21 protein-coding genes are annotated in these 20,330 nt (G+C 59.9%); 6 read left to right on the top strand and 15 right to left on the bottom strand.

Translation table 11 applies throughout. The annotated features are described in order from the left end of the window. Positions 1-60: 60 nt before the first annotated feature. From BLR20_RS25955 to BLR20_RS25975, 5 genes are all read right to left on the bottom strand, one after another. The gene (locus BLR20_RS25955; protein WP_010432065.1) at positions 61-1,401 is read right to left on the bottom strand and encodes a hemolysin family protein; all 1,341 of its coding nucleotides are present in this window, start codon (positions 1,399-1,401) and stop codon (positions 61-63) included. 99 nt (positions 1,402-1,500) lie between these two features. After that, the gene (gene phoR, locus BLR20_RS25960; protein WP_235810000.1) at positions 1,501-2,787 is read right to left on the bottom strand and encodes a phosphate regulon sensor histidine kinase PhoR; all 1,287 of its coding nucleotides are present in this window, start codon (positions 2,785-2,787) and stop codon (positions 1,501-1,503) included. Positions 2,788-2,883: 96 nt separating this feature from the next. Then, entirely contained in the window at positions 2,884-3,573 is a 690-nt protein-coding gene (gene phoB, locus BLR20_RS25965) for a phosphate regulon transcriptional regulator PhoB (protein ID WP_002555882.1), read from the bottom strand. A 167-nt stretch (positions 3,574-3,740) separates the two neighbouring features. Beyond that, on the bottom strand, positions 3,741-4,631 hold the full coding sequence (gene ubiA / locus BLR20_RS25970; RefSeq protein ID WP_032614439.1) for a 4-hydroxybenzoate octaprenyltransferase: 891 nt from the start codon (positions 4,629-4,631) through the stop codon (positions 3,741-3,743). After that, positions 4,631-5,191 (bottom strand): chorismate--pyruvate lyase family protein, encoded by a 561-nt coding sequence (locus BLR20_RS25975; protein WP_032614440.1) that lies wholly within the window; start codon positions 5,189-5,191, stop codon positions 4,631-4,633. Before BLR20_RS25975 ends, ubiA begins: the two co-directional genes overlap by 1 nt. 189 nt (positions 5,192-5,380) lie before the next feature. Between BLR20_RS25975 and BLR20_RS25980 the strand changes: the two genes are divergently transcribed. The 4 genes from BLR20_RS25980 to BLR20_RS25995 all read left to right on the top strand — a co-directional run bounded on the left by BLR20_RS25980 (position 5,381) and on the right by BLR20_RS25995 (position 7,834). Beyond that, positions 5,381-5,548 (top strand): rubredoxin, encoded by a 168-nt coding sequence (locus BLR20_RS25980; protein WP_002555879.1) that lies wholly within the window; start codon positions 5,381-5,383, stop codon positions 5,546-5,548. Positions 5,549-5,610: 62 nt separating this feature from the next. Continuing rightward, entirely contained in the window at positions 5,611-6,759 is a 1,149-nt protein-coding gene (locus BLR20_RS25985) for an NAD(P)/FAD-dependent oxidoreductase (RefSeq protein ID WP_054993349.1), read from the top strand. A 192-nt stretch (positions 6,760-6,951) separates the two neighbouring features. Then, positions 6,952-7,227 carry an HU family DNA-binding protein gene (locus tag BLR20_RS25990; RefSeq protein WP_003316110.1) on the top strand — a complete coding sequence of 92 codons (276 nt, stop codon included), beginning with the start codon at positions 6,952-6,954 and terminating at the stop codon, positions 7,225-7,227. Between the two features lie 229 nt (positions 7,228-7,456). Further along, positions 7,457-7,834: an SCP2 sterol-binding domain-containing protein gene (locus BLR20_RS25995; protein ID WP_010432048.1), complete on the top strand. Its 378-nt coding sequence runs from the start codon at positions 7,457-7,459 to the stop codon at positions 7,832-7,834. On the opposite strand, the gene BLR20_RS26000 is transcribed toward BLR20_RS25995, so the two are convergent. The 10 genes from BLR20_RS26000 to BLR20_RS26045 all read right to left on the bottom strand — a co-directional run bounded on the left by BLR20_RS26000 (position 7,835) and on the right by BLR20_RS26045 (position 17,617). After that, on the bottom strand, positions 7,835-9,796 hold the full coding sequence (locus BLR20_RS26000; protein ID WP_054993348.1) for a DUF7844 domain-containing protein: 1,962 nt from the start codon (positions 9,794-9,796) through the stop codon (positions 7,835-7,837). It lies immediately after the preceding gene. Further along, positions 9,793-10,113, bottom strand: a complete 321-nt coding sequence (locus tag BLR20_RS26005; RefSeq protein WP_010432043.1) for a DUF2388 domain-containing protein — start codon at positions 10,111-10,113, stop codon at positions 9,793-9,795. The genes BLR20_RS26000 and BLR20_RS26005 overlap by 4 nt, the downstream gene beginning before the upstream one ends. Continuing rightward, the gene (locus BLR20_RS26010; RefSeq protein ID WP_054993347.1) at positions 10,098-10,457 is read right to left on the bottom strand and encodes a DUF2388 domain-containing protein; all 360 of its coding nucleotides are present in this window, start codon (positions 10,455-10,457) and stop codon (positions 10,098-10,100) included. Before BLR20_RS26010 ends, BLR20_RS26005 begins: the two co-directional genes overlap by 16 nt. Positions 10,458-10,543: 86 nt before the next feature. Next, on the bottom strand, positions 10,544-10,861 hold the full coding sequence (locus tag BLR20_RS26015) for a DUF2388 domain-containing protein (protein ID WP_010432036.1): 318 nt from the start codon (positions 10,859-10,861) through the stop codon (positions 10,544-10,546). A gap of 312 nt (positions 10,862-11,173) precedes the next feature. Beyond that, positions 11,174-11,389 (bottom strand): DUF1127 domain-containing protein, encoded by a 216-nt coding sequence (locus tag BLR20_RS26020; RefSeq protein ID WP_002555870.1) that lies wholly within the window; start codon positions 11,387-11,389, stop codon positions 11,174-11,176. A 320-nt stretch (positions 11,390-11,709) separates the two neighbouring features. After that, positions 11,710-13,203, bottom strand: a complete 1,494-nt coding sequence (locus BLR20_RS26025; RefSeq protein ID WP_054993346.1) for an acetyl-CoA hydrolase/transferase family protein — start codon at positions 13,201-13,203, stop codon at positions 11,710-11,712. A 179-nt stretch (positions 13,204-13,382) separates the two neighbouring features. Further along, positions 13,383-14,837, bottom strand: coding sequence for an NAD(P)(+) transhydrogenase (Re/Si-specific) subunit beta (locus tag BLR20_RS26030; RefSeq protein WP_054993345.1), 1,455 nt, complete (start codon positions 14,835-14,837; stop codon positions 13,383-13,385). After that, the gene (locus BLR20_RS26035) at positions 14,834-15,157 is read right to left on the bottom strand and encodes an NAD(P) transhydrogenase subunit alpha part 2 (RefSeq protein ID WP_002555867.1); all 324 of its coding nucleotides are present in this window, start codon (positions 15,155-15,157) and stop codon (positions 14,834-14,836) included. Before BLR20_RS26035 ends, BLR20_RS26030 begins: the two co-directional genes overlap by 4 nt. Before the next feature lie 10 nt (positions 15,158-15,167). Then, entirely contained in the window at positions 15,168-16,289 is a 1,122-nt protein-coding gene (locus tag BLR20_RS26040) for a Re/Si-specific NAD(P)(+) transhydrogenase subunit alpha (protein WP_054993344.1), read from the bottom strand. Positions 16,290-16,693: 404 nt separating this feature from the next. After that, a complete protein-coding gene (locus BLR20_RS26045; RefSeq protein WP_054993343.1) occupies positions 16,694-17,617 on the bottom strand; it encodes a LysR family transcriptional regulator in 924 nt (307 codons plus the stop codon). A 153-nt stretch (positions 17,618-17,770) separates the two neighbouring features. Here BLR20_RS26045 and BLR20_RS26050 point away from each other — a divergent pair, with 153 nt between their 5' ends. Further along, positions 17,771-18,952, top strand: a complete 1,182-nt coding sequence (locus tag BLR20_RS26050; protein WP_054993342.1) for an acyl-CoA dehydrogenase — start codon at positions 17,771-17,773, stop codon at positions 18,950-18,952. Positions 18,953-18,961: 9 nt separating this feature from the next. Continuing rightward, positions 18,962-20,185 carry a CaiB/BaiF CoA transferase family protein gene (locus tag BLR20_RS26055; protein ID WP_202907614.1) on the top strand — a complete coding sequence of 408 codons (1,224 nt, stop codon included), beginning with the start codon at positions 18,962-18,964 and terminating at the stop codon, positions 20,183-20,185. Positions 20,186-20,330: the final 145 nt, after the last annotated feature.

Here is a 20,330-nt window from a genome sequence, read left to right on the forward strand (position 1 = left end):
GCGTGGGCATGCCGTTCTGGACGCTCTGCGTCCGATCGTGAACAGGCGGCGCTGATCGGGTCAGTCCAGCTTCAGCACCTTGGCCAGGACGATTTTCGGGCCTTTCATCTTCTTGATGATGATGCGCAGGCCTTCGACTTCCAGTTGTTCCTCTTCTTCCGGCACGCGCTTGAGCGTGTCGTAGATCAGGCCCGCCAGTGTCTCGGCTTCAATGTGATCCAGGTCGATGCCCAGCAGGCGCTCGATCTTGAACAATGGCGTATCTCCGCGTACCAGCAGTTTGCCCGGCTGATAGGCAAGAATGCCGCGCTCCACCTTGCGGTGTTCGTCCTGGATATCGCCCACCAGCACTTCGAGCACGTCTTCCATGGTCAGGTAGCCCACGATCTTGCCGTCGGCTTCTTCCACCACGGCGAAGTGCGCGCCACCCTTACGGAACTGCTCGAGCAACTGCGACAGCGGCATGTGCCGGGAAACACGTTCCAGCGGGCGGGTCAGCTCGGCCAGGTTGAACGACTCCGGAATATGGTCCAGCGCTGCCAGCTCCAGCAGCAGGTCCTTGATGTGCAGCAGGCCGACGAACTCGCCCCGTTCAGCGTCATACAGCGGATAGCGACTGAATTTGTGGCGGCGGAACAAGGCAAGAATTTCTTTCAGGGGCGCATTGAAGTCCAGTGACACCATGTCTTCGCGGGAGTTGGCCCAGTCGACCACTTCCAGCTCGCCCATCTCCACGGCCGACGCCAGCACGCGCATGCCCTGATCGCTGGGGTCCTGGCCACGGCTGGAGTGCAGGATCAGTTTCAGTTCGTCGCGGCTGTAGCTGTGTTCATGGTGCGGGCCAGGCTCACCCTGGCCGGCGATACGCAGAATGGCGTTGGCGCTGGCGTTGAGCAGGTAGATGGCCGGGTACATCAACCAGTAGAAGAAGTACAACGGCGCCGCTGTCCACAGCGACAGCAGCTCCGGCTTGCGGATCGCCCAGGATTTGGGGGCCAGCTCGCCGATCACGATGTGCAGATACGAAATGATGAAGAAGGCGGTAAAGAACGACACGCCCTTGATCAATTCCGGAGTGTCCACGCCCATCGCCGCGAGCAGCGGCTCCAGCAGATGTGCGAATGCCGGTTCACCGACCCAGCCCAGACCCAGAGAGGCGAGGGTGATACCCAGCTGGCAGGCCGAAAGGTAGGCGTCCAGCTGGCCATGGACCTTGCGCAGGATGTGCCCGCGCCAGCCGTTCTTGTCGGCAATGGCTTCAACCTTGGTCGAGCGCAGTTTGACCATGGCGAACTCTGCCGCAACGAAAAAACCGTTGAGCAGGACCAGGAACAAAGCAAACAGAATCATGCCGAAATCGGCAAAGAGTGAAGACAGGTTAAAACTAGGGGAAGGGTCCATGATGGGGTTTTGCAGGGTCCGTATTAACAGGAAGAGGGTCGTGTCACGCCAGAGAGGACGCTATGAACCCGGCAATGTAGCGGCTCGAAGCAGGATTGCCTAGTAGTCTGAATCGTCGCTCGCAGGTTTGGACAACTGACCGCTGGCAAAGTGACAGGTAAAAACGCTGCCCTTGCCGAGCACGCTGTTGATCTCGAGATTGCCGCGATGGCGCAGCAGCACATGTTTGACGATGGCCAGACCGAGCCCCGTACCGCCGGTATTGGACGCACGGCTGGTATCGACCCGGTAGAAGCGCTCGGTCAGGCGCGGCAGATGTTTGGTCTCGATGCCAATCCCTGAATCCTGCACGCTCAAGTGTGCGCCCCGTTCGTCGGCCCACCAGCGAATACGGATCACGCCCTCGGCCGGGGTGTATTTGACGGCATTGAAGATCAGATTGGAAAACGCACTGCGCAACTCGCTTTCGCTGCCTTTGAGGCGTGTGTTGCTTTCCAGGCTGAGGTGAATCTGCTGGTTCTTGCTGCCCGACAGCGCGTTGGCATCGGCGGTGATGGTCTTGAGCAGCGTATTGACGACCACAGGGTGGTTATCCGATGGGTAATCGGTGGCCTCGAGCTTGGCCAGCAACAGCAGATCATTGAGCAGCGTCTGCATGCGGCCGCCTTGCTGATGCATCTGTTGCAGTGCACGTACCCAGCGTGGATTGACCTCGTCCACGTTGTCGAGCAGCGTTTCCAGATAGCCGAAGATCACCGTGAGCGGTGTCCGCAACTCGTGAGACACGTTGGCGACGAAGTCTTTGCGCATCTGCTCCAGCTGATGAATGCGCGTCACGTCGCGCACCAGCATCAGATGCTCGTTGTTGCCATAACGGGTGATCAGCAACTGAATGCGCAGGCGATCGTTGGTTGGCGACGGGATTTCCAGCGGTTCGCTGTAATCGCCCAATGCAAAGTATTCCTTGAAGCGCGGATGCCGTACCAGATTGGTCACGGGTTGCCCGCTGTCCTGCGGCGTCTTCAGACCCAGCAGGGTTTCAGCGGCGCGGTTCCACCACTCCAGGTTGCCGTCGCTGTCGAGCATGATCACTGCATCGCGCAGCGCGGCGGTGGACTCCTGCACGCGGTCGATGACGGCCTGAAGGCGGCCGCGGACGCGCTGGTCGCGACGTTGCAGGTGGTAGATGCTGTCGAAGACTTCACCCCACAGACCGTAACCGTCTGGAGGCGGCTCGTCGACCTTGTGGCTGCTCAGCCAGTCGTGCAGGCGCAACAGTTGCTTGAGGGTCCAGGCCAGATACAGTCCCAGCCCGGCGGCCAGGCTCCAGGCATACTGCCCACTGATCAGGCCGACCAACAGGCAGGCGGTGACCAGCAACAACATGTGGCGTATCAGAGTGCCGTGCCAATTTTGATTCAATTAGGGGTAAATCCTTGTCTGGTCTGCACCGGCCATTGCCCTGCGTCGACGCAGCGGTTGTCAGCTCTTGGTCGAGAAACGATAGCCAGTGCCGCGCACGGTTTGTACCAGATTTTCATACGCATCCCCCAAGGCCTTGCGCAGGCGGCGGATATGAACGTCGACGGTGCGTTCTTCGACGTAGACGTTGCCGCCCCATACCTGATCCAGCAACTGACCGCGTGTGTAGGCGCGCTCCTGGTGGGTCATGAAGAACTGCAGCAGACGGTACTCGGTCGGGCCCATTTCGGCCGGTTTGCCGTCGATGGTGACACGGTGGCTGATCGGGTCGAGCAGCAGGCCGCCGACTTCGATGGGTGCTTCGCCGTCAGTCGGGCCGGCGCGCCGCAGCACGGCCTTGAGGCGTGCCACCAGCTCGCGGGGCGAGAAAGGCTTGGTGATGTAATCGTCGGCACCGACTTCCAGGCCCTGGATCTTGTTGTCCTCTTCACCTTTGGCGGTGAGCATGATGATCGGGATGTCCCCGGTCAGTTCATCACGCTTGAGGCGACGGGCCAGTTCGATGCCGGATGTGCCAGGCAGCATCCAGTCGAGCAGAATCAGGTCAGGCTTGCGGTCCACGATGATCGCATGGGCCTGCTGAGAGTTTTCGGCTTCAATACAGTCGTATCCAGCCATTTCCAACGCAACGGCGATCATTTCGCGAATTGGCGCTTCGTCGTCAACGATCAGGATGCTCCTGCCAGCCATGCTCGAACCTCTTGTCATTTAACTGTCTTGGGGCGCATTAGATAACGGAATTATTGCAGTCGTGTGACAGGTCTGGATGAGGCTAGCATGCTGGAAGGCTGCGGGGGCCCGCAGGCCCCGTGATCCTGAATTTATTTCAGTCGTGCGCAGGCTGGCGGTGGCTGGTTTCAGCGCACCGCATAGTCGGCGACGATGCCCAGGAATATCGCCAGCCCGGCCCAGTGATTGTGCAGGAACGCCTTGAAGCAGGCGTCTCGCTCGCGCGCTCGGGTGCTCCAGAATTCCCAGGCGAAACAGCCTGCCGCTGCCAGCAGGCCAATGTAGAAGCACGCGCCCAGTTCGAAGCGCGCACCGGCCAGCATCAGGCAGCCCAGTGCCAGCGCTTGCAGGGTCAGGATGATTACCCGGTCGGCATCGCCGAACAGGACGGCCGTGGATTTCACACCGATTTTCAGGTCGTCGTCGCGATCGACCATGGCGTAGTAGGTGTCGTAGCCCACGGTCCACAGCAGGTTGGCGATGTACAGCAGCCAGGCTGCAGCGGGCAACTCGCCGGTTTCGGCAGTGAAGGCCATCGGCATGCCCCACGAGAACGCAGCACCCAGCACCACTTGCGGGTAATAGGTGTAGCGCTTCATGAATGGATAGCTGGCCGCCAGGGCGAGACCGCCGAACGACAGCCAGACCGTCGTCGCGTTGGTGAACAGTACCAGCACAAAGCTCAGGCCGACCAGCACCGCAAACAGCACCAGCGCCTCCCTGGAGCTGACCCTGCCGCTGACCAGAGGCCGCTGCTCGGTGCGTTTGACGTGGCCATCCACCTTGCGGTCGGCGAAGTCATTGATCACACAGCCTGCCGCGCGCATCAGAAAGACGCCGAGTACAAAAATGCACACGGTCTGCAGCGACGGCGCGCCCTTGCCTGCAATCCAGACCGCCCACAGGGTCGGCCACAGCAACAGGTAGACGCCGATGGGCTTGTCGATGCGTGTCAGCTGGATGAAGTCCCAGGCGCGTGGGCTCAGACGATTGAGGGATTTGAGGAGGGACAGGTACATCAGACGGGGTCCTTGTCGTGGATCGCAGTGCACAGGGCGGGCAGGAAAACTTCGGCGACCAGCACGCTCAATGCGCCGCGATTGAAGCGCGAGCGGCGTGCCCACAGTCCGCGCGCTGCGTCGGCAGCGGGCAGCCAGGCCTCGGGGTAATGACACACTTCAAGCGTGCCTCGTGCGAACGCCGGGTCGCTGAACAGCAATTCACCCAGCGAACGAGTGCCCAGCTCATCCATATTCAGGCCGCCATCCTGCAGGGCGCTGCGGGCGGCGACACTGCGCGCGAACACCCAGTTGTTGCCGTTACCGCGCAAGTACACTTCGCGCACCCAGCCTTCGCCAGCCTCTGGCAGGCCCAGCGCCAGGCACTCGTCGGGGCGCAAGGGCTGCCAGCCTTCAAATTGCGGAAATACGCTGAAACGACCGTCAGATAAACGGTCCAACCGACGAGTAAGGGAGTCCTGATTGAACAGCCAGTCGAGCATTACCGGGTCCGGCGCGTCGATCAATTGTTCGCGCTCAAGCCAGACTGGGCCAATGAATGCGGGGGATTGCTGGGTCACGGTAAGCCAGTTCCGGCAGCCAACGAGGCCGCGAGCTTAGCATGATTGCCGGTCTCGACCGACGGTCGGCATAACGTCGGGTTATAGAATCGGACTTGCATCCGCGCCTGCCGATCAGTACAACGCCCCTTCAGAAGACGGCAACCGACCGTCGTACGCTATTGAGCCTGATAAACGAGAGAACCTGACATGAAGAAGTGGCAATGCATCGTCTGCGGCCTGATCTATAACGAAGCCGATGGCTGGCCGGATGACGGAATTGCGCCCGGCACCCTCTGGCAGGATGTGCCGGAAGACTGGCTGTGCCCGGATTGCGGCGTGGGCAAGATGGACTTTGAAATGATCGAAATCGGTTGATTGCTGCCTTAGACACGGGCTGGCAACAATGAGCATCAGGCACAGTGAAACAGGAAAGAACAATGAGCGCACCTGTCGTCATCATCGGCACCGGCCTTGCGGGGTATAACCTCGCTCGGGAGTTTCGCAAGCTGGACGCAGGCACGCCGCTGCTATTGATCACGGCCGATGACGGCCGTTCCTACTCCAAGCCGATGCTCTCTACCGGCTTTGGCAAAAACAAGGAAGCCGACTGCCTGAGCATGGCCGAAGCCGGCGCCATGGCCGATCAGCTCAAGGCCGAGATCCGCACGCATACGCGGATCAGCGGGATCGACGCCGGGCAAAAACGCCTGTGGATCGGCGAAGAGGCGGTGTATTACCGCGATCTGGTGCTGGCCTGGGGCGCCGAAACCATTCGTGTACCGGTGGAGGGTGACGCAGGCGATGCGATTTTCCCGATCAACGATCTTCAGGATTACGCCCGCTTCCGGGCGGCTGCGGCGGGCAAGCGCCGGGTGCTGATTCTCGGCGCAGGGCTGATTGGCTGTGAATTCGCCAACGACCTGATCCTGGGCGGCTATGACGTGGATCTGGTGGCGCCGTGCGAACAGGTCATGCCGACCCTGTTGCCCCCCGAGGCGGCGGCTGCGGTGAAGTCCGGTCTTGAAAGCCTGGGTGCACGTTTCCATCTGGGGCCGGTGCTGACCCGCCTGAATCGCAATGGTGAGGGCCTGCAAGCGCACTTGTCGGACGGGCAGGTGATGGACTGCGACCTGGTGGTGTCAGCCATCGGCCTGCGCCCTCGCACCGAACTGGCCGCCGCTGCCGGCTTGCAGACCGGGCGCGGTATTCTGGTCGACCGCCTGTTGCAAACCTCCCACGCCAACATCCACGCGCTGGGCGATTGTGCCGAAGTCGATGGTCTCAACCTGCTTTACGTCATGCCGTTGATGAGCTGCGCTCGTGCGCTGGCCCAGACGCTGGCCGGAAACCCGACTTCCGTCAAATACGGGCCTATGCCGATCACAGTAAAGACGCCAGCCTGCCCGCTGGTGGTTTCGCCGCCGCCGCGTGGCAGCGATGGCCACTGGAGCGTCGAAGGGCAGGGCGCTGATATCAAGGCGCTGTGTCACGACGCTGACGGCAATCTGCTGGGCTATGCCCTGACAGGCGCTGCGGTCATGGAAAAACTCGCCCTCAACAAGGTGTTACCTGCGCTATTGGCGTGATTTCACGTCATTTTGTCGGATTGACCCTGTATTTCTGCCAATAAACCGCGTTCATGCACTGGCGCGGGTCAGTTCGGCATGCCATCCTCGGTCTTGTCTGCCGCTACGTAGAGCCGTCGCGGCGCCTTGTTGCCGTTTTTTTACAAAAGCGGCGCGGGACATAAAAACAAAAAACCGTAAAAGAGGCTTCATATGCGTAAACCAGAAGTTGCAGCCGCCATCGCTGAAAAGGCGGATCTCACCAAAGAACAATCCAATCGCGTTCTCAATGCCATCCTTGAAGAGATTACTGGCGCACTGAACCGCAAGGACAGTGTCACGCTGGTAGGTTTCGGTACTTTTCTGCAACGCCACCGTGGCGCCCGCACTGGCAAGAACCCACAGACCGGGGAGCCGGTCAAAATCAAGGCAAGCAACACGGTTGCCTTCAAGCCGGGGAAAGCCCTGAAAGACAGCGTCAATCCTTGACACCTGTTGTGCGCCTCGGCGGGAGGCGCACAACCCACAGGCGGTCACACCAATCGGATTGGGTGCCCGTTTGTTGTTTCTTGGGGTATGTGACGCCGATCTCGCTTTCAACGGCCTTCTTGCACCGATCTCCCTCGAAATCCGGTTTTGTCCTACAGGTTTTGCGCCGATAACCCGCTACACTGCCACGCCGATTCCGTGTCGGAACCTGCATGTTCAGAGGCCGTGTATGAAATTTCGTTTTCTGTTGTGGATGCTGGGCCTGCTGATGGCCCGCGCCAGTCGTAACAATCCGGCGTTCCAGCAGCAATTGGCTGGCAAGGACCTGACCTTTCAGTTGCAGACCGCAGATGGCAAGGTCGCACGTCACTTCGTGGTCCACGATCAGCGGATCCGCAGTGCAAGTGGCACGGTTGCAGAGCCGGCCTTTGCCATCTCGTTTCGTGATGCCGCGTTTGGCTTTGATACCCTTCAGGCGAAGAACAAGCAGCTGGCGTTCATGAAGGGCATTCAGGACAAGGATATTCAGATCAAGGGCAACCCGGCCCTGGTGATCTGGTTCCAGGGCCTGGTCAAATACCTCAAACCGAGAAAGAAAACGGCCTGATCACGGCAACTGCAGCCCGCCTGCAGCCTTGTGCAACGCCCTGAGGTGCTCGGACACCTGTTTGAGGTTGGCTTCGTTGGCGGCAATCTCTTTGGCGCGCTCAGGCTCCAGCAGGGCCCGCACTTCCTTGTCGAGATCGCCGGTCAGGCGCTTGAGCTGCTTCTGGCGCTGACTGCTTTCTGCCTCAAGACGCTGCCATTCACCTGCCTGTGGCAAACCGTACCCGTCGCTGCCCAGTAGCTCGGCAGGCCGGCTGAGAAAGCCGCTGCTGGCGAGGATCTCTTGCAGTGTTTTGGTGGCGTTGGAGACCTTGCCGTCTTTCACTTCCCGGGCACCGAGATAGCTCTGTTTCACTTCGTCCTGAGCCAACAGCAGTTGCCTGCGCAGGCTGGCCTGCTCCAGCAGCAGAATCGCAGCGCTGGTACGCAGATCGGCTTTGCCGAACCACTGACTGCGCTCACTGGCTGGCAGGGCCATCCAATCTTCCACGCTGTTCTGTTTGATCGGCAGGTGCTTCTTCAGTACTTCGAACATCGCCTGATAGCGATCGCGGTAGGAGTCGAACCGATAGCCCAGACGCAGTGCTTCCTTGGGATCGTCCAGTACGCTGGTGTCAGCCAGCCCCCGCCCTTCAAGGACTTCAAGCAGGCCGTTGGGCAAGATGCTGTCCAGGCCTACGAGCTTGGGGTTGTGCGTACCGGCACGCAGCAGTTTGAGGTTTTCAACGGCGCAGTTGTTCGAGAGAAAGTAGTAGTTGCCGTCGTAGCTCCAGTGCATTTCGGCAGCGTGCTGCACCAGTCCTTCTATTTCCGGACGCGACAGCTTGATCGGTACCGACGCCAGGCTGCGCAGTTCGGTCTTGGTGTATTCATCGATGACCTGCGCCAGTGGCAGGACGAACAGACGCGACGGATAGGCGCCCATCAGGCCATCCCAGCTGGACAGCTGCACGTCGCCGACAAACGCCCGATAAGACAGGACCAGATGCTGATCGAGGTCCAGGCGGCAATCCGGACCACGCGGGCGGCCGGGTTTGCAGATCACCAGGCGCAACATGCTGTGGCCCCAGCGGCTTGCCCAGTTCTGGTTCGCCTCGGCGAGCAGGTAATCCACCGCATAGACGCGTTCCGGGTCCAGCTTGCCCAGCGGCTCTCGGCCGAAGTCGCTGCCGGCATTCAGGTAGGGGTAATACTTCGGGCATTGGTTATGCGCTGCAGGTGCCCAGCCAAAACGCTCCTTGTAATACGCATACAGGGCAGGGCGACGGCAGGCGTAGGCCGGGTCGAGGAGGAAGTACTCCATGTTCACCGCCACGAACTCCAGCGGGCTGGTGGTTTCGTAGATGTCCGGGCTGCGGGCGACCTGGCCGTTATGTTCCTCGCGTTCGCCACGGCGTCCGACATATTGCTGCCAGCCCGCCAGGTCCAGCAGACGTGGATCGTCACTCAGGGTGAAGCGTCGCTCGGTCTGGCCGCGGCAGTTATCAGGCAGGCCGACCTTACCCAGTGAACTGCTGCGTGATGTGCAGCGAAAGATAGCCGCTCGCTCGCTGGGCGACCACAGGCGGGCGCGGTCGTAGACGTGTGTCAGCTCATGCAGGACAGTGGCGAGCAACTCCCGGCGCACAGTACCGTGTGGCCGGCCAGTCTGGGCGGTGGCTGCCGAACCGTCCGTCAACGAGGCCAGCAGGTGGCTGTTGAGGTACAACTGATAGGGACCGGCGGCCTGTCCGTAGGCGTTCTGCGGCATGTCACCGGACCAGCTCACCTCGACGGTTCGGTCCAGTGCTTCGACGAAGCTGGGCGGTAGTGCGTGCAGGGCTTCGTCGAGCAGCGCCTGGCTGGCTTGCTGTTGAGGCGCATCGAGGCCGTCGGTGTGCAGTTCCAGCTTCAGGCTGGCAAAGGCATGCGTACCGACCAGCGACAGCGCGCCAGCAAGCAGCCAGGCGCGAAACCGCCTCACAATGCGAGGATTGCTTCAGCCAGGGTCTGATCGCTTGCATCGCGCGCTTCCGGCACGCGGGTACGCAGCGTGTCGAAAGCCGCATCCAGTTGGGCGCCGTGGATATCACCACCGGTCGCAACGTAGCTGGCAGCATCGTCCTTGGCCTGGAGAACGACCTTGGAGTCGCGGATCGATGTAGTGGTGTCGGAAGTGAAATCGATGGTACGGCCGAACGCACGAACGATGATGTTGCTCGTGGCCACAACAGTCTGAGCCTGGGCAAAATCGGCCAGCAATAGCAGGCCAAGGGAAGCAGCAATCAGCGGGGTACGCATGTAGTGACGTCTCCAGTTACGCGAAGAGGGGAAAGTGGATATTGGACGAGGATTGCCTGCGCCAGTTCAAGGTCGCTGGCATGAAGTTTTGCATCTGTCTGACGCAGGGCGTGCAGCGCTGACTCAAGCCGGGCACCACGCAGTTCTCCACCGCTGGCGATGAATGCAGCAGCATCGTCACGGGCAGCCATGATCAGTTTGTTATCGAACGGCCCTGTCGAAACCTGAGTGGTGGCATAGCCGGTCTTGACCAGACCTTGCGTGGTCGTATCGAACGCTTGAACCTGACTGACGTACATCAGGCTGGCAAAGGGAGCGATATACAGAAGGTGCAGTAAACGCATGACTTTCACGAACCGGCAAAACAGGCTCCAAGGCTAGCGCAATGCGCGGGCCAGAGCTACCCCGGCACGTAGCCGGGGCGCAGCGGTCAGATGGCCAGAATAGCCTGAGCCAGTTGGCTGTCGCTGGCTTGCAGTTCAGGCAGGACCTGGCGGATGTGCTGCAACGCGCCTTCGAGTCGAGCGCTGCGGATGTCGCCGGAGCTGGCCACGAAGCTGGCGGCGTCGTCACGGGCGGCGAGAACGATCTTGTCGTCTTTCAGGGAAGACGAAATGTTGGAGGTCGCGCGGGTCGATGCATTGACGGCATCAACCACTGCGTCGGTGGTGACGATGAAGCTGGAGGCGTTTGCACCGGCTGCGGCGGTCAACAGAAAGACAGCGCCAAGGTTACGTAGCAGAGACATGATCGAGTTCCGTTGTGGACAAGTGGGCACAGACTGCCTGCGAAGCCGAAGGGCTGAGGTAGAGCGCTAGACTATCCCACCGATGCTGCAGTTGTCATGAAGGTCGATGGCTTTGGATTACACAGTTTGCAATATCGCGTAACTGTACCTGCCATGGTTTGAGTTTTTTAAATCTGTACTGGTTTCGCCGGTGCTTTCTGAATCCGCCCCTTAAACGACAAAACCCGTCTCGGTTGCCTGAGACGGGTCTTGTATGAAGCAATTCGGGTTGCTGGCAGGAGACCTAGAGGTCAAGGACCAGCGGGCGCATGTTTAGCGCCAGAACGGCTTGCTCAGCTCTTCGTAACGCTGGGATTCGCTGATACCGGCGTCAGCCAGCAGGCGTGCATCCAGACGGGCCAGCTGGTGGCGGCTGGACAGGCGACGCTGCCAGAGCATCAGGTTGGCGAATACGCGCAGAGGCAGAGAGGCTTTTGCGGTGGTAACGGTGCTTTCGCTGAACAGATCGGAACTGATTGTACGTTCCATGGTGTGACTTCCTTCCGCTTGTGGCGGGATAAGTGAGTTGCTTGACTGGTGCCCATTTTCCTCGTGCGCGTCCAGCTTCCATAGACACAGTTCACCTGTATTGTGAGGGTTCAGTTAACTGTGATTGGGCACTGTTTTGTTCATAAATGGGGCAACTGTACCGGTCTGCACCCTATGAGTGCATTTTGTGGTCGATTGTGGTGATTTTGGCCTTTTAAGACGGTTTTATGACCGGTACAGAAGTACAGTTTTTCAATAAGCCCAGAGGCACAAGCTGAAAGTGGGTCAGAAAAGGTCTTGCTCACTTCCAACTGTCCTGTTCACGCTGGCAGCATGCGCCCGGTTTCTTCCAGGTTGATGTGCCAACTCAGTGCTTCGCGCAGGATATGCGGAGTATGCCCGCCCAGAGCGCAAGCGGCGCTGAAATAGGCGTTCAGCGCGTCGCGATAATCCGGATGCACGCAGTTATCGATGATCACTCTGGCGCGTTCGCGAGGCGCCAGGCCGCGCAGGTCCGCCAGGCCCTGCTCGGTGACCAGAATGTCGACATCGTGTTCGGTGTGGTCGACATGGCTGACCATGGGGACAACGCTGGATATCGCGCCACCTTTGGCGATCGACTTGGTGACGAAGATCGCCAGGTGTGCGTTGCGCGAGAAGTCTCCGGAACCGCCAATGCCGTTCATCATGCGTGTCCCGCAGATGTGGGTGGAGTTCACATTGCCGTACAGGTCGAACTCCAGCGCGGTATTGATCCCGATGATACCCAGGCGACGGATCACCTCGGGGTGGTTGGAGATTTCCTGGGGGCGCAATACCAGCCTGGACTTGTAACGATTGAAGTCGGCAAAGACCTCGGCGTGCTTGGTCGCCGACAAGGTCATGGAGCTGCCCGAGGCGAAGGTCAGTTTGCCTGCATCGAAGAGGTCGAATGTCGAGTCCTGCAGCACCTCGGAGTACATCGTCAGGTCCGTGAAGGGAGACGCCAGCAGGCCGTGCATCACGGCGTTGGCAATGTTGCCGATCCCGGCCTGCAGTGGCATCAGCTTTTCGGTCAGCCGGTCTTCGCGCACTTCTTTCTTGAAGAACTCCACCAGATGATTGGCGATGGCCTGCGTGTCCGCGTCAGGTGGCGTTACCGTGGAGGGTGAGTCAGGCTGGTTGCTGATGACAATGCCGACTATTTTCGCCGGATCGATCTTCACTGCATGGCTGCCGATACGCGAATCTGCCTCAAGGACCGGAATCGGCAGGCGTGTCGGTCTGTAGCTGGGTATATAGATGTCGTGCAGGCCTTCCAGCTCCAGTGGCTGGGACAGGTTGATTTCCACGATGACCTGTTTGGCCAGGATGGCGAAGCTGGCCGAGTTGCCCACTGAGGTGCTCAGCACCAGATGGCCCTCTTCGGTGATCGCGACGCATTCGATCACGGCGAGGTCCACAGCCTTGATCTGCCGATTGCGCAGCAGCTCGACGGTGTCGGACAAATGCTGATCGATGAACATCACCGTGCCGTTGTTGATCGCCTTGCGCAGCGTGCTGTCGACCTGAAAAGGCATACGCCGGGACAGTACGCCGGACTCGGTCAATTGCTTGTCCAGGTCATTGCCCAGACTGGCGCCGGTCATCAGGCTGATTTTCAGCGGCGTCACTTTGGCGCGCTCGGCCAGCGCGTGGGGTACGGCCTTGGCTTCGCCTGCGCGGGTGAAGCCACTCATGCCGACGGTCATGCCGTCTTCAATCAAGGCGGCAGCGTCGGCTGCGCTCATAACCTTGCTCATCAGGGAGGGCCGGCGGATACGGTCACGGTACATGGGTCTGTCTCGTAGATAGAAGCGAACGACAAGTCTAGAGCCTTGGTCGAGCTTCGTCCTGCTACCAAGGTCGCATTTGACCGCTCTAATTAGCGGGTTCCAGCGCAAAACACTGTTACGCGGAATGTAAAAAGCCCCGGTCGCCAAGCGAGCCGGGGCTTCAATGGAGCGGGGTCAGGCTAGGCGTTTTCGACGGCCTTCACCATGTCCTCGATCACCTTTTTGGCGTCTCCGAACACCATCATGGTTTTATCCAGATAGAACAATTCGTTATCCAGACCTGCGTAACCACTGGCCATCGAGCGTTTGTTGACGATGATGGTCTTGGCCTTGAACGCCTCCAGGATGGGCATCCCGGCGATAGGGGATTTCGGATCGTTCTTGGCGGCAGGGTTGACCACATCGTTGGCGCCGAGCACCAGCACCACATCGGCCTGACCGAATTCGGAGTTGATGTCGTCCATCTCGAACACCTGGTCGTAAGGTACTTCGGCTTCGGCCAGCAGCACGTTCATGTGCCCGGGCATGCGTCCGGCCACCGGATGAATGGCGTACTTCACGGTGACGCCGCGGTGTACTAGCTTCTCGGTCAGCTCCTTGAGCGCATGCTGCGCACGAGCCACTGCCAGGCCGTAACCGGGCACGATGATCACGGTGTCGGCGTTGGTCAGCAAGAAGGTTGCGTCGTCTGCCGAGCCGGATTTCACCGGGCGTGCTTCCTTGGCACCCGCCGGGCCTGCCGAGTCGGTTGCGCCGCCGAAGCCGCCACCGATCACATTGAAGAACGAGCGGTTCATCGCCTTGCACATGATGTACGAGAGGATCGCGCCCGAGGAGCCGACCAGTGAGCCCGCGATGATCAGCATTGAGTTGTTCAACGAAAAGCCTATGCCGGCTGCCGCCCAGCCTGAATAGCTGTTGAGCATCGAGACCACTACCGGCATGTCGGCCCCGCCAATCGGGATGATCAGCAACACGCCGATGACGAATGCCAGTGCCAGCATGATCGCAAAGGCGGTAAGGCTGCCGGTGAACATGAAGGTCAGGCCGAAGAACAGCGTGGCCAGACCGAGGACCAGGTTGAGCGTGTGCTGGCCGGCAAACTGTACCGGTGCGCCTTGAAAGAGGCGAAATTTGTACTTGCCCGAGAGTTTGCCGAAAGCGATGACCGAACCCGAGAAGGTGATCGCACCAATGGCTGCCCCCAGGAACAGCTCCAGACGGTTGCCGGCCGGAATTGCATCGCCCAGATTGTGAACGATACCCAGTGATTGAGGCTCGACGACCGCCGCGATAGCGATGAACACTGCTGCCAGGCCGATCATGCTGTGCATGAAGGCGACCAGTTCCGGCATTTTGGTCATTTCGACGCGCTTGGCCATGATCGAGCCTGCGGTTCCGCCCACCAGCAGGCCGACCACAATGTAGCCGATGCCCGCGCTGGTCCCCTCGGCGGTGGACAGTGCGGCGAGCTTGAATACCAGGCCGACGGTAGTGATGACCGCCAGGCCCATGCCGAGCATGCCGAACAGGTTGCCACGGCGCGAGGTGGTCGGGTGCGACAAGCCTTTGAGTGCCTGGATGAAGCAGATTGATGCGATCAGGTACAGCAGCGTAACCAGATTCATGCTCATGACTTGGGCGCCTCATCCTTTGCCTTGGGGGCCTTTTTCCTGAACATCTCCAGCATCCGCCGAGTCACCAGAAACCCGCCAAACACGTTCACGGCCGCCAGCGCGACGGCCAGCGTACCCATGGTCTTGCCCAGCGGGGTGACCGTGAGCGCGGCGGCGAGCATGGCGCCGACGATGACGATGGCGGAGATGGCATTGGTGACCGCCATGAGTGGCGTGTGCAGCGCAGGCGTGACATTCCAGACCACGTGGTAGCCGACATAAATCGCCAGTACGAAAATGATCAGGTTGTAGACGCCGGGGGAAATCAGCTCTTCCATTGGTATGTCCTCAGCCGTTCTTGCGGACAACTTGCCCGTCGCGGCACATCAGGCATGCGGCGACGATGTCGTCTTCGAGGTTGATCGAGAATGCGCCGTCCTTGTCGAACAGCAGCTTCATGAAGTCCAGCAGGTTGCGGGCGTAGAGCGCCGAGGCATCGGCCGCGACCAGAGCGGGCAGGTTGGTGTGGCCGACGATGGTCACGCCGTGCTCGACGACCACCTGATCGGCAACGGTCAGCGGGCAGTTACCGCCCTGTGCTGCGGCCAGGTCGATCACCACCGAGCCGGGCTTCATCTGCGCTACGGTTTCCGCGCCGAGCAGCACCGGAGCCTTGCGGCCGGGAATGAGGGCGGTCGTGATGACGATGTCCGACAGTTTCGCGCGCTCATGCACGGCGGCAGCCTGACGTTGCATCCAGCTGGCCGGCATGGGGCGCGCGTAGCCGCCCACGCCTTCGGCACATTCGCGCTCTTCGTCGGTCTCGTAGGGCACATCAATGAATTTCGCGCCCAGCGACTCGATCTGCTCCTTCACTGCCGGACGCACATCCGAGGCTTCTACCACTGCGCCCAGCCTTTTGGCGGTGGCAATGGCCTGAAGACCGGCAACGCCTGCACCCAGGATCAGCACTCGTGCAGCTTTGACGGTACCGGCAGCGGTCATCAGCATGGGCATGAAGCGCGGGTAATGATGTGCGGCGAGCAGCACTGCCTTATAGCCCGCAATGTTGGCTTGTGAAGACAGCACATCAAGGCTCTGCGCACGCGATGTGCGTGGCGCAGCTTCCAGGGCGAATGCGGTAATGCCATGCGCGGCCATCTTGCCGATGAGTTCGTTGTTGAAGGGGTTGAGCATGCCGATGACGACCGAGCCACTTTTGATCAGGCTCAACGCTTCATCGTCAGGTGCGACGACCTTGAGAATCAGTTCGGCCGCATAGGTCTCGTTGGTGTCACCGATCACTGCGCCGGCAGCCTCGTAAGCGCTGTCCGGAACGCTGGCATGAATGCCCGCGCCGCTTTGCACCGTAACCCTGTGACCCTGGCTGATCAGCTTTTTGATGGTTTCCGGGGTAGCAGCTACCCGGGTTTCGCCCGCTTGTGTTTCGAGAGGAACACCAATGTGCACGACAAATCTCCTGCGCGATTTTTTATCGTTCGTATGTAGGCCAGTGCACTACGGCTGGTGCGTCTGGCTTGGCCAATCAGCACCCCCTTTGCAGCAGGGGCGGGGCATTTTGCAGGCGAAGTTTGCGGGCTTCAATACATTCTGTAACGAAACTATAGATGAACTACAAGTCACACCGTGACCTATTGTCGCAGTGATTCGACAGGGCCCTTAATCTGTGGGGCTTGTGGCGATATTCCTTACGAAAAACAGGTGATAGGAATTTTTCTGCAGAAAATCCGGTAAAAGCGGCAAATCGGCCTAAAGACCCTATAGATAAAGGGTTATGTCGGTTTTTTTGTGAACACGCGGAAGTTGCTTCAGGGCGACATAAGATTATATCTGTAGGCTATAAGTCCTATGGACTACCTAGCGCTGGGTTCAGGTTTTTCCTGGGGCAATTGGTAAGTGCGGGCCTGCTCGACCAGCCAGTCACGAAACGCAGTCAGCGATGCCGATTCCACTTTGCGCTCGGGAATCATCAGGTGATAGGCCTTGCTGCCGGGCAGTGATCGGGTGTTTGCGATCACCAGACGCTTCTCCTGCAGTTCGCGCTGAATGAGGAAAGGGGGAATCAGCGCGATGCCCATGTCGTGCATGGCCGCCTGCGCCAGCATGGAGAACAGTTCATAGCGGGGGCCGGTCATGTCACGCGCGACATCCAGATCCTGCGCATTGAACCATTGCCGCCAGGCGTAGGGCCGGGTGGTCTGTTGCAGCAGCGGCAATTCCGCCAGTTCGCGTGCTTCGAGGCTGTCGCAACCTTCAAGCAAGGACGGGCTGCAGACCGGCATGGAGTTTTCGCTCATCAGCCGATGCGAATGGGTGCCGGACCAGTCGGCATCGCCAAAATAGATAGCGGCATCGAAGTCGGTGTCGGCAAACAGGAAGGGGCGGGTACGGTTGGTCAGGTGGACCGTGACGTCGGGGTGCTTGTGCTGGAAATCCTTCAGGCGCGGCAGCAGCCACTGAGTGCCGAAGGTCGGCACTACGGCGAGCTCGATGGCGTTGGCACCTTGCTGGCCCATGACCGACAGTGTGTCGCGCTCGACTGCGTCCAGTTGCTGGGCCACACGACGACTATAGGAAAGCCCGGCCTCTGTGAGCTTTACACCTCTGCGCGAACGCCGGAACAGCTCGACGCCGAGAAACTCTTCCAGTCCGCCGATTTGCCGACACACAGCGCCTTGCGTGAGCGAGAGCTCATTGGCGGCCTTGGTGAAGCTCTCGTGGCGGGCGGCTGCCTCGAAACTGACCAGTGCAGTGGTGCTGGGTATCTTGCGTCTCATGTACTTTCTTCTCACTTATATTTTTGTTTTATGGCGTAGTTCGGCATTGCGGAGTGAGAAATTAGCACAGACGCTTGATAAAACCTCGTTTGTCGCTGACCTGGGCCAGGGCTAGGATCGCTGCAGGATTTCATCTGAACGCGAGGAACTGGCATGAGCGGTAAGGCAAGCTTTAACTGGATTGACCCCTTGTTGCTGGATCAACAGCTCACTGAAGAAGAGCGCATGGTCCGCGACACGGCCGAGCAGTTCGCCCAGAGCAAGCTGGCCCCGCGCGTGCTGGAAGCATTCCGTCACGAGAAAACCGACCCGGCCATCTTTCGCGAGATGGGCGAGGTGGGGCTGCTGGGCGCGACCATCCCGGAAGAGTTCGGTGGCAGCGGCCTGAATTACGTGTGTTACGGGCTGATCGCGCGTGAAGTCGAGCGTGTGGATTCGGGCTACCGTTCGATGATGAGTGTGCAGTCTTCGTTGGTCATGGTGCCGATCAACGAGTTCGGTACGCAGGCTCAGAAAGAGAAGTACCTGCCCAAACTGGCTTCGGGCGAATGGATCGGCTGCTTCGGCCTGACCGAGCCCGATCATGGGTCCGACCCCGGAGCGATGATTACCCGCGCCCGGAGTGTCGAGGGTGGTTATCGCTTGAGCGGCAGCAAGATGTGGATCACCAACAGTCCGATCGCTGATGTGTTTGTGGTGTGGGCCAAGGACGATGCCGGCGATATTCGCGGTTTCGTTCTCGAAAAAGGCTGGGCAGGTCTGAGCGCTCCGGCCATTCACGGCAAGGTCGGCTTGCGCGCATCGATTACCGGCGAGATCGTCATGGATAACGTGTTCGTGCCCGAAGAGAACATCTTCCCTGATGTGCGCGGTCTGAAGGGGCCGTTCACCTGCCTCAACTCGGCGCGTTACGGTATTTCCTGGGGTGCGCTGGGTGCGGCAGAGTTCTGCTGGCACACCGCGCGGCAATACACCCTGGATCGCCAGCAATTCGGTCGTCCGCTGGCGGCCAATCAGCTGATCCAGAAGAAGCTGGCAGACATGCAGACCGAAATCACTCTGGCCTTGCAGGGTTGCCTGCGTCTGGGGCGCATGAAGGACGAAGGTACGGCTGCCGTTGAGATCACCTCGATCATGAAGCGCAACTCGTGCGGCAAGTCGCTGGATATCGCGCGCCTGGCTCGCGACATGCTGGGCGGCAATGGCATCTCGGACGAGTTTGGCATCGCCAGGCATCTGGTCAACCTGGAGGTTGTGAATACCTATGAAGGCACGCACGACGTGCATGCGTTGATCCTCGGGCGTGCGCAGACCGGCATTCAGGCTTTCTATTAAGGAGGGCTGATCATGGGCGCGCTTTCGCATATCCGGGTTCTCGACCTGTCGAGAGTCCTGGCCGGGCCATGGGCCGGCCAGATCCTTGCTGACCTCGGCGCTGACGTCATCAAGGTCGAGCGCCCCGGGTGTGGGGATGATACGCGCTCGTGGGGGCCGCCGTTTCTTCAGGATGCTGCGGGGCAGAACACCAGCGAGGCGGCTTATTACCTGTCCGCTAATCGCAATAAGCAGTCAGTCACCATCGACTTCACGCGTCCTGAAGGGCAAAGGCTGGTGCGCGAGCTGGCGGCGAAGTCCGACATCGTGATCGAGAACTTCAAGGTCGACGGGTTGGCGGCTTACGGACTGGATTACGAGTCATTGAAGGTGGTCAACCCGCGGCTGATCTATTGCTCCATTACCGGCTTCGGGCAAAGCGGGCCTTATGCGCGGCGTCCGGGTTACGACTTCATGATCCAGGCGCTGGGTGGCCTGATGAGCCTTACGGGTCTGCCGGAGGGTGAAGAGGGTGCCGGGCCGGTGAAAGTCGGCGTTGCATTGACCGACATTCTGACGGGCCTGTATTCGACGACTGCCATCCTTGCTGCTCTGGCGCATCGTGATCAAAGCAATATCGGACAGTGCATTGATATGGCGCTGCTGGATGTGCAGGTGGCCTGTCTGGCCAATCAGGCCATGAACTACCTGACTACAGGCGTAGCGCCCAGGCGCTTGGGAAATGCTCATCCCAATATCGTGCCGTATCAGGACTTCCCCACTGCTGACGGCGACCTGATCCTTACCGTCGGCAATGACAGCCAGTTCAGGAAGTTCGCCGCTGTGGCGGGGCAACCGCAGTGGGCGGAGGATCCCCGCTTCCTGTCCAACAAGCTGCGAGTGGCTCATCGCGCCGAGCTGATTCCGTTGATTCGTCAGGTGACAGTGTTCAAGACCACTGCCCAGTGGGTCAGTGAATTGGAGGCAGCCGGCGTACCCTGCGGTCCGGTCAATGACCTGGCCCAGGTGTTTGCCGATCCGCAGGTGGTGGCGCGGGGGCTGGCCATGGAGCTTCCTCATGCGCTGGCCGGGCGTGTTCCGCAGGTGGCCAGCCCTATTCGACTGTCTGAGACGCCAGTTGAATACAGAAGGGCGCCTCCGTTGCTGGGAGAGCATACGGCGCAAGTGCTGCAGGCGCTTCTGGGGATCGGTGATGAAGAGATCACTGTGCTGCGCAAGGCTGGAGTGTTGTAGCTATATAGAAGAAAGCGATTGCGAAGGGCTCTTCTATATAGCCAAACGGACTTCAAGGTTAATTTCGGCGATTTTGAAATTAACGGTTGACGCCCTCTGTGAGGTGTCTATAATTCGCCCCACTTCCGGCGCAGACGGAAACGAA

The organism is Pseudomonas congelans (assembly GCF_900103225.1).
GTDB classification, from domain to species: domain Bacteria; phylum Pseudomonadota; class Gammaproteobacteria; order Pseudomonadales; family Pseudomonadaceae; genus Aquipseudomonas; species Aquipseudomonas congelans.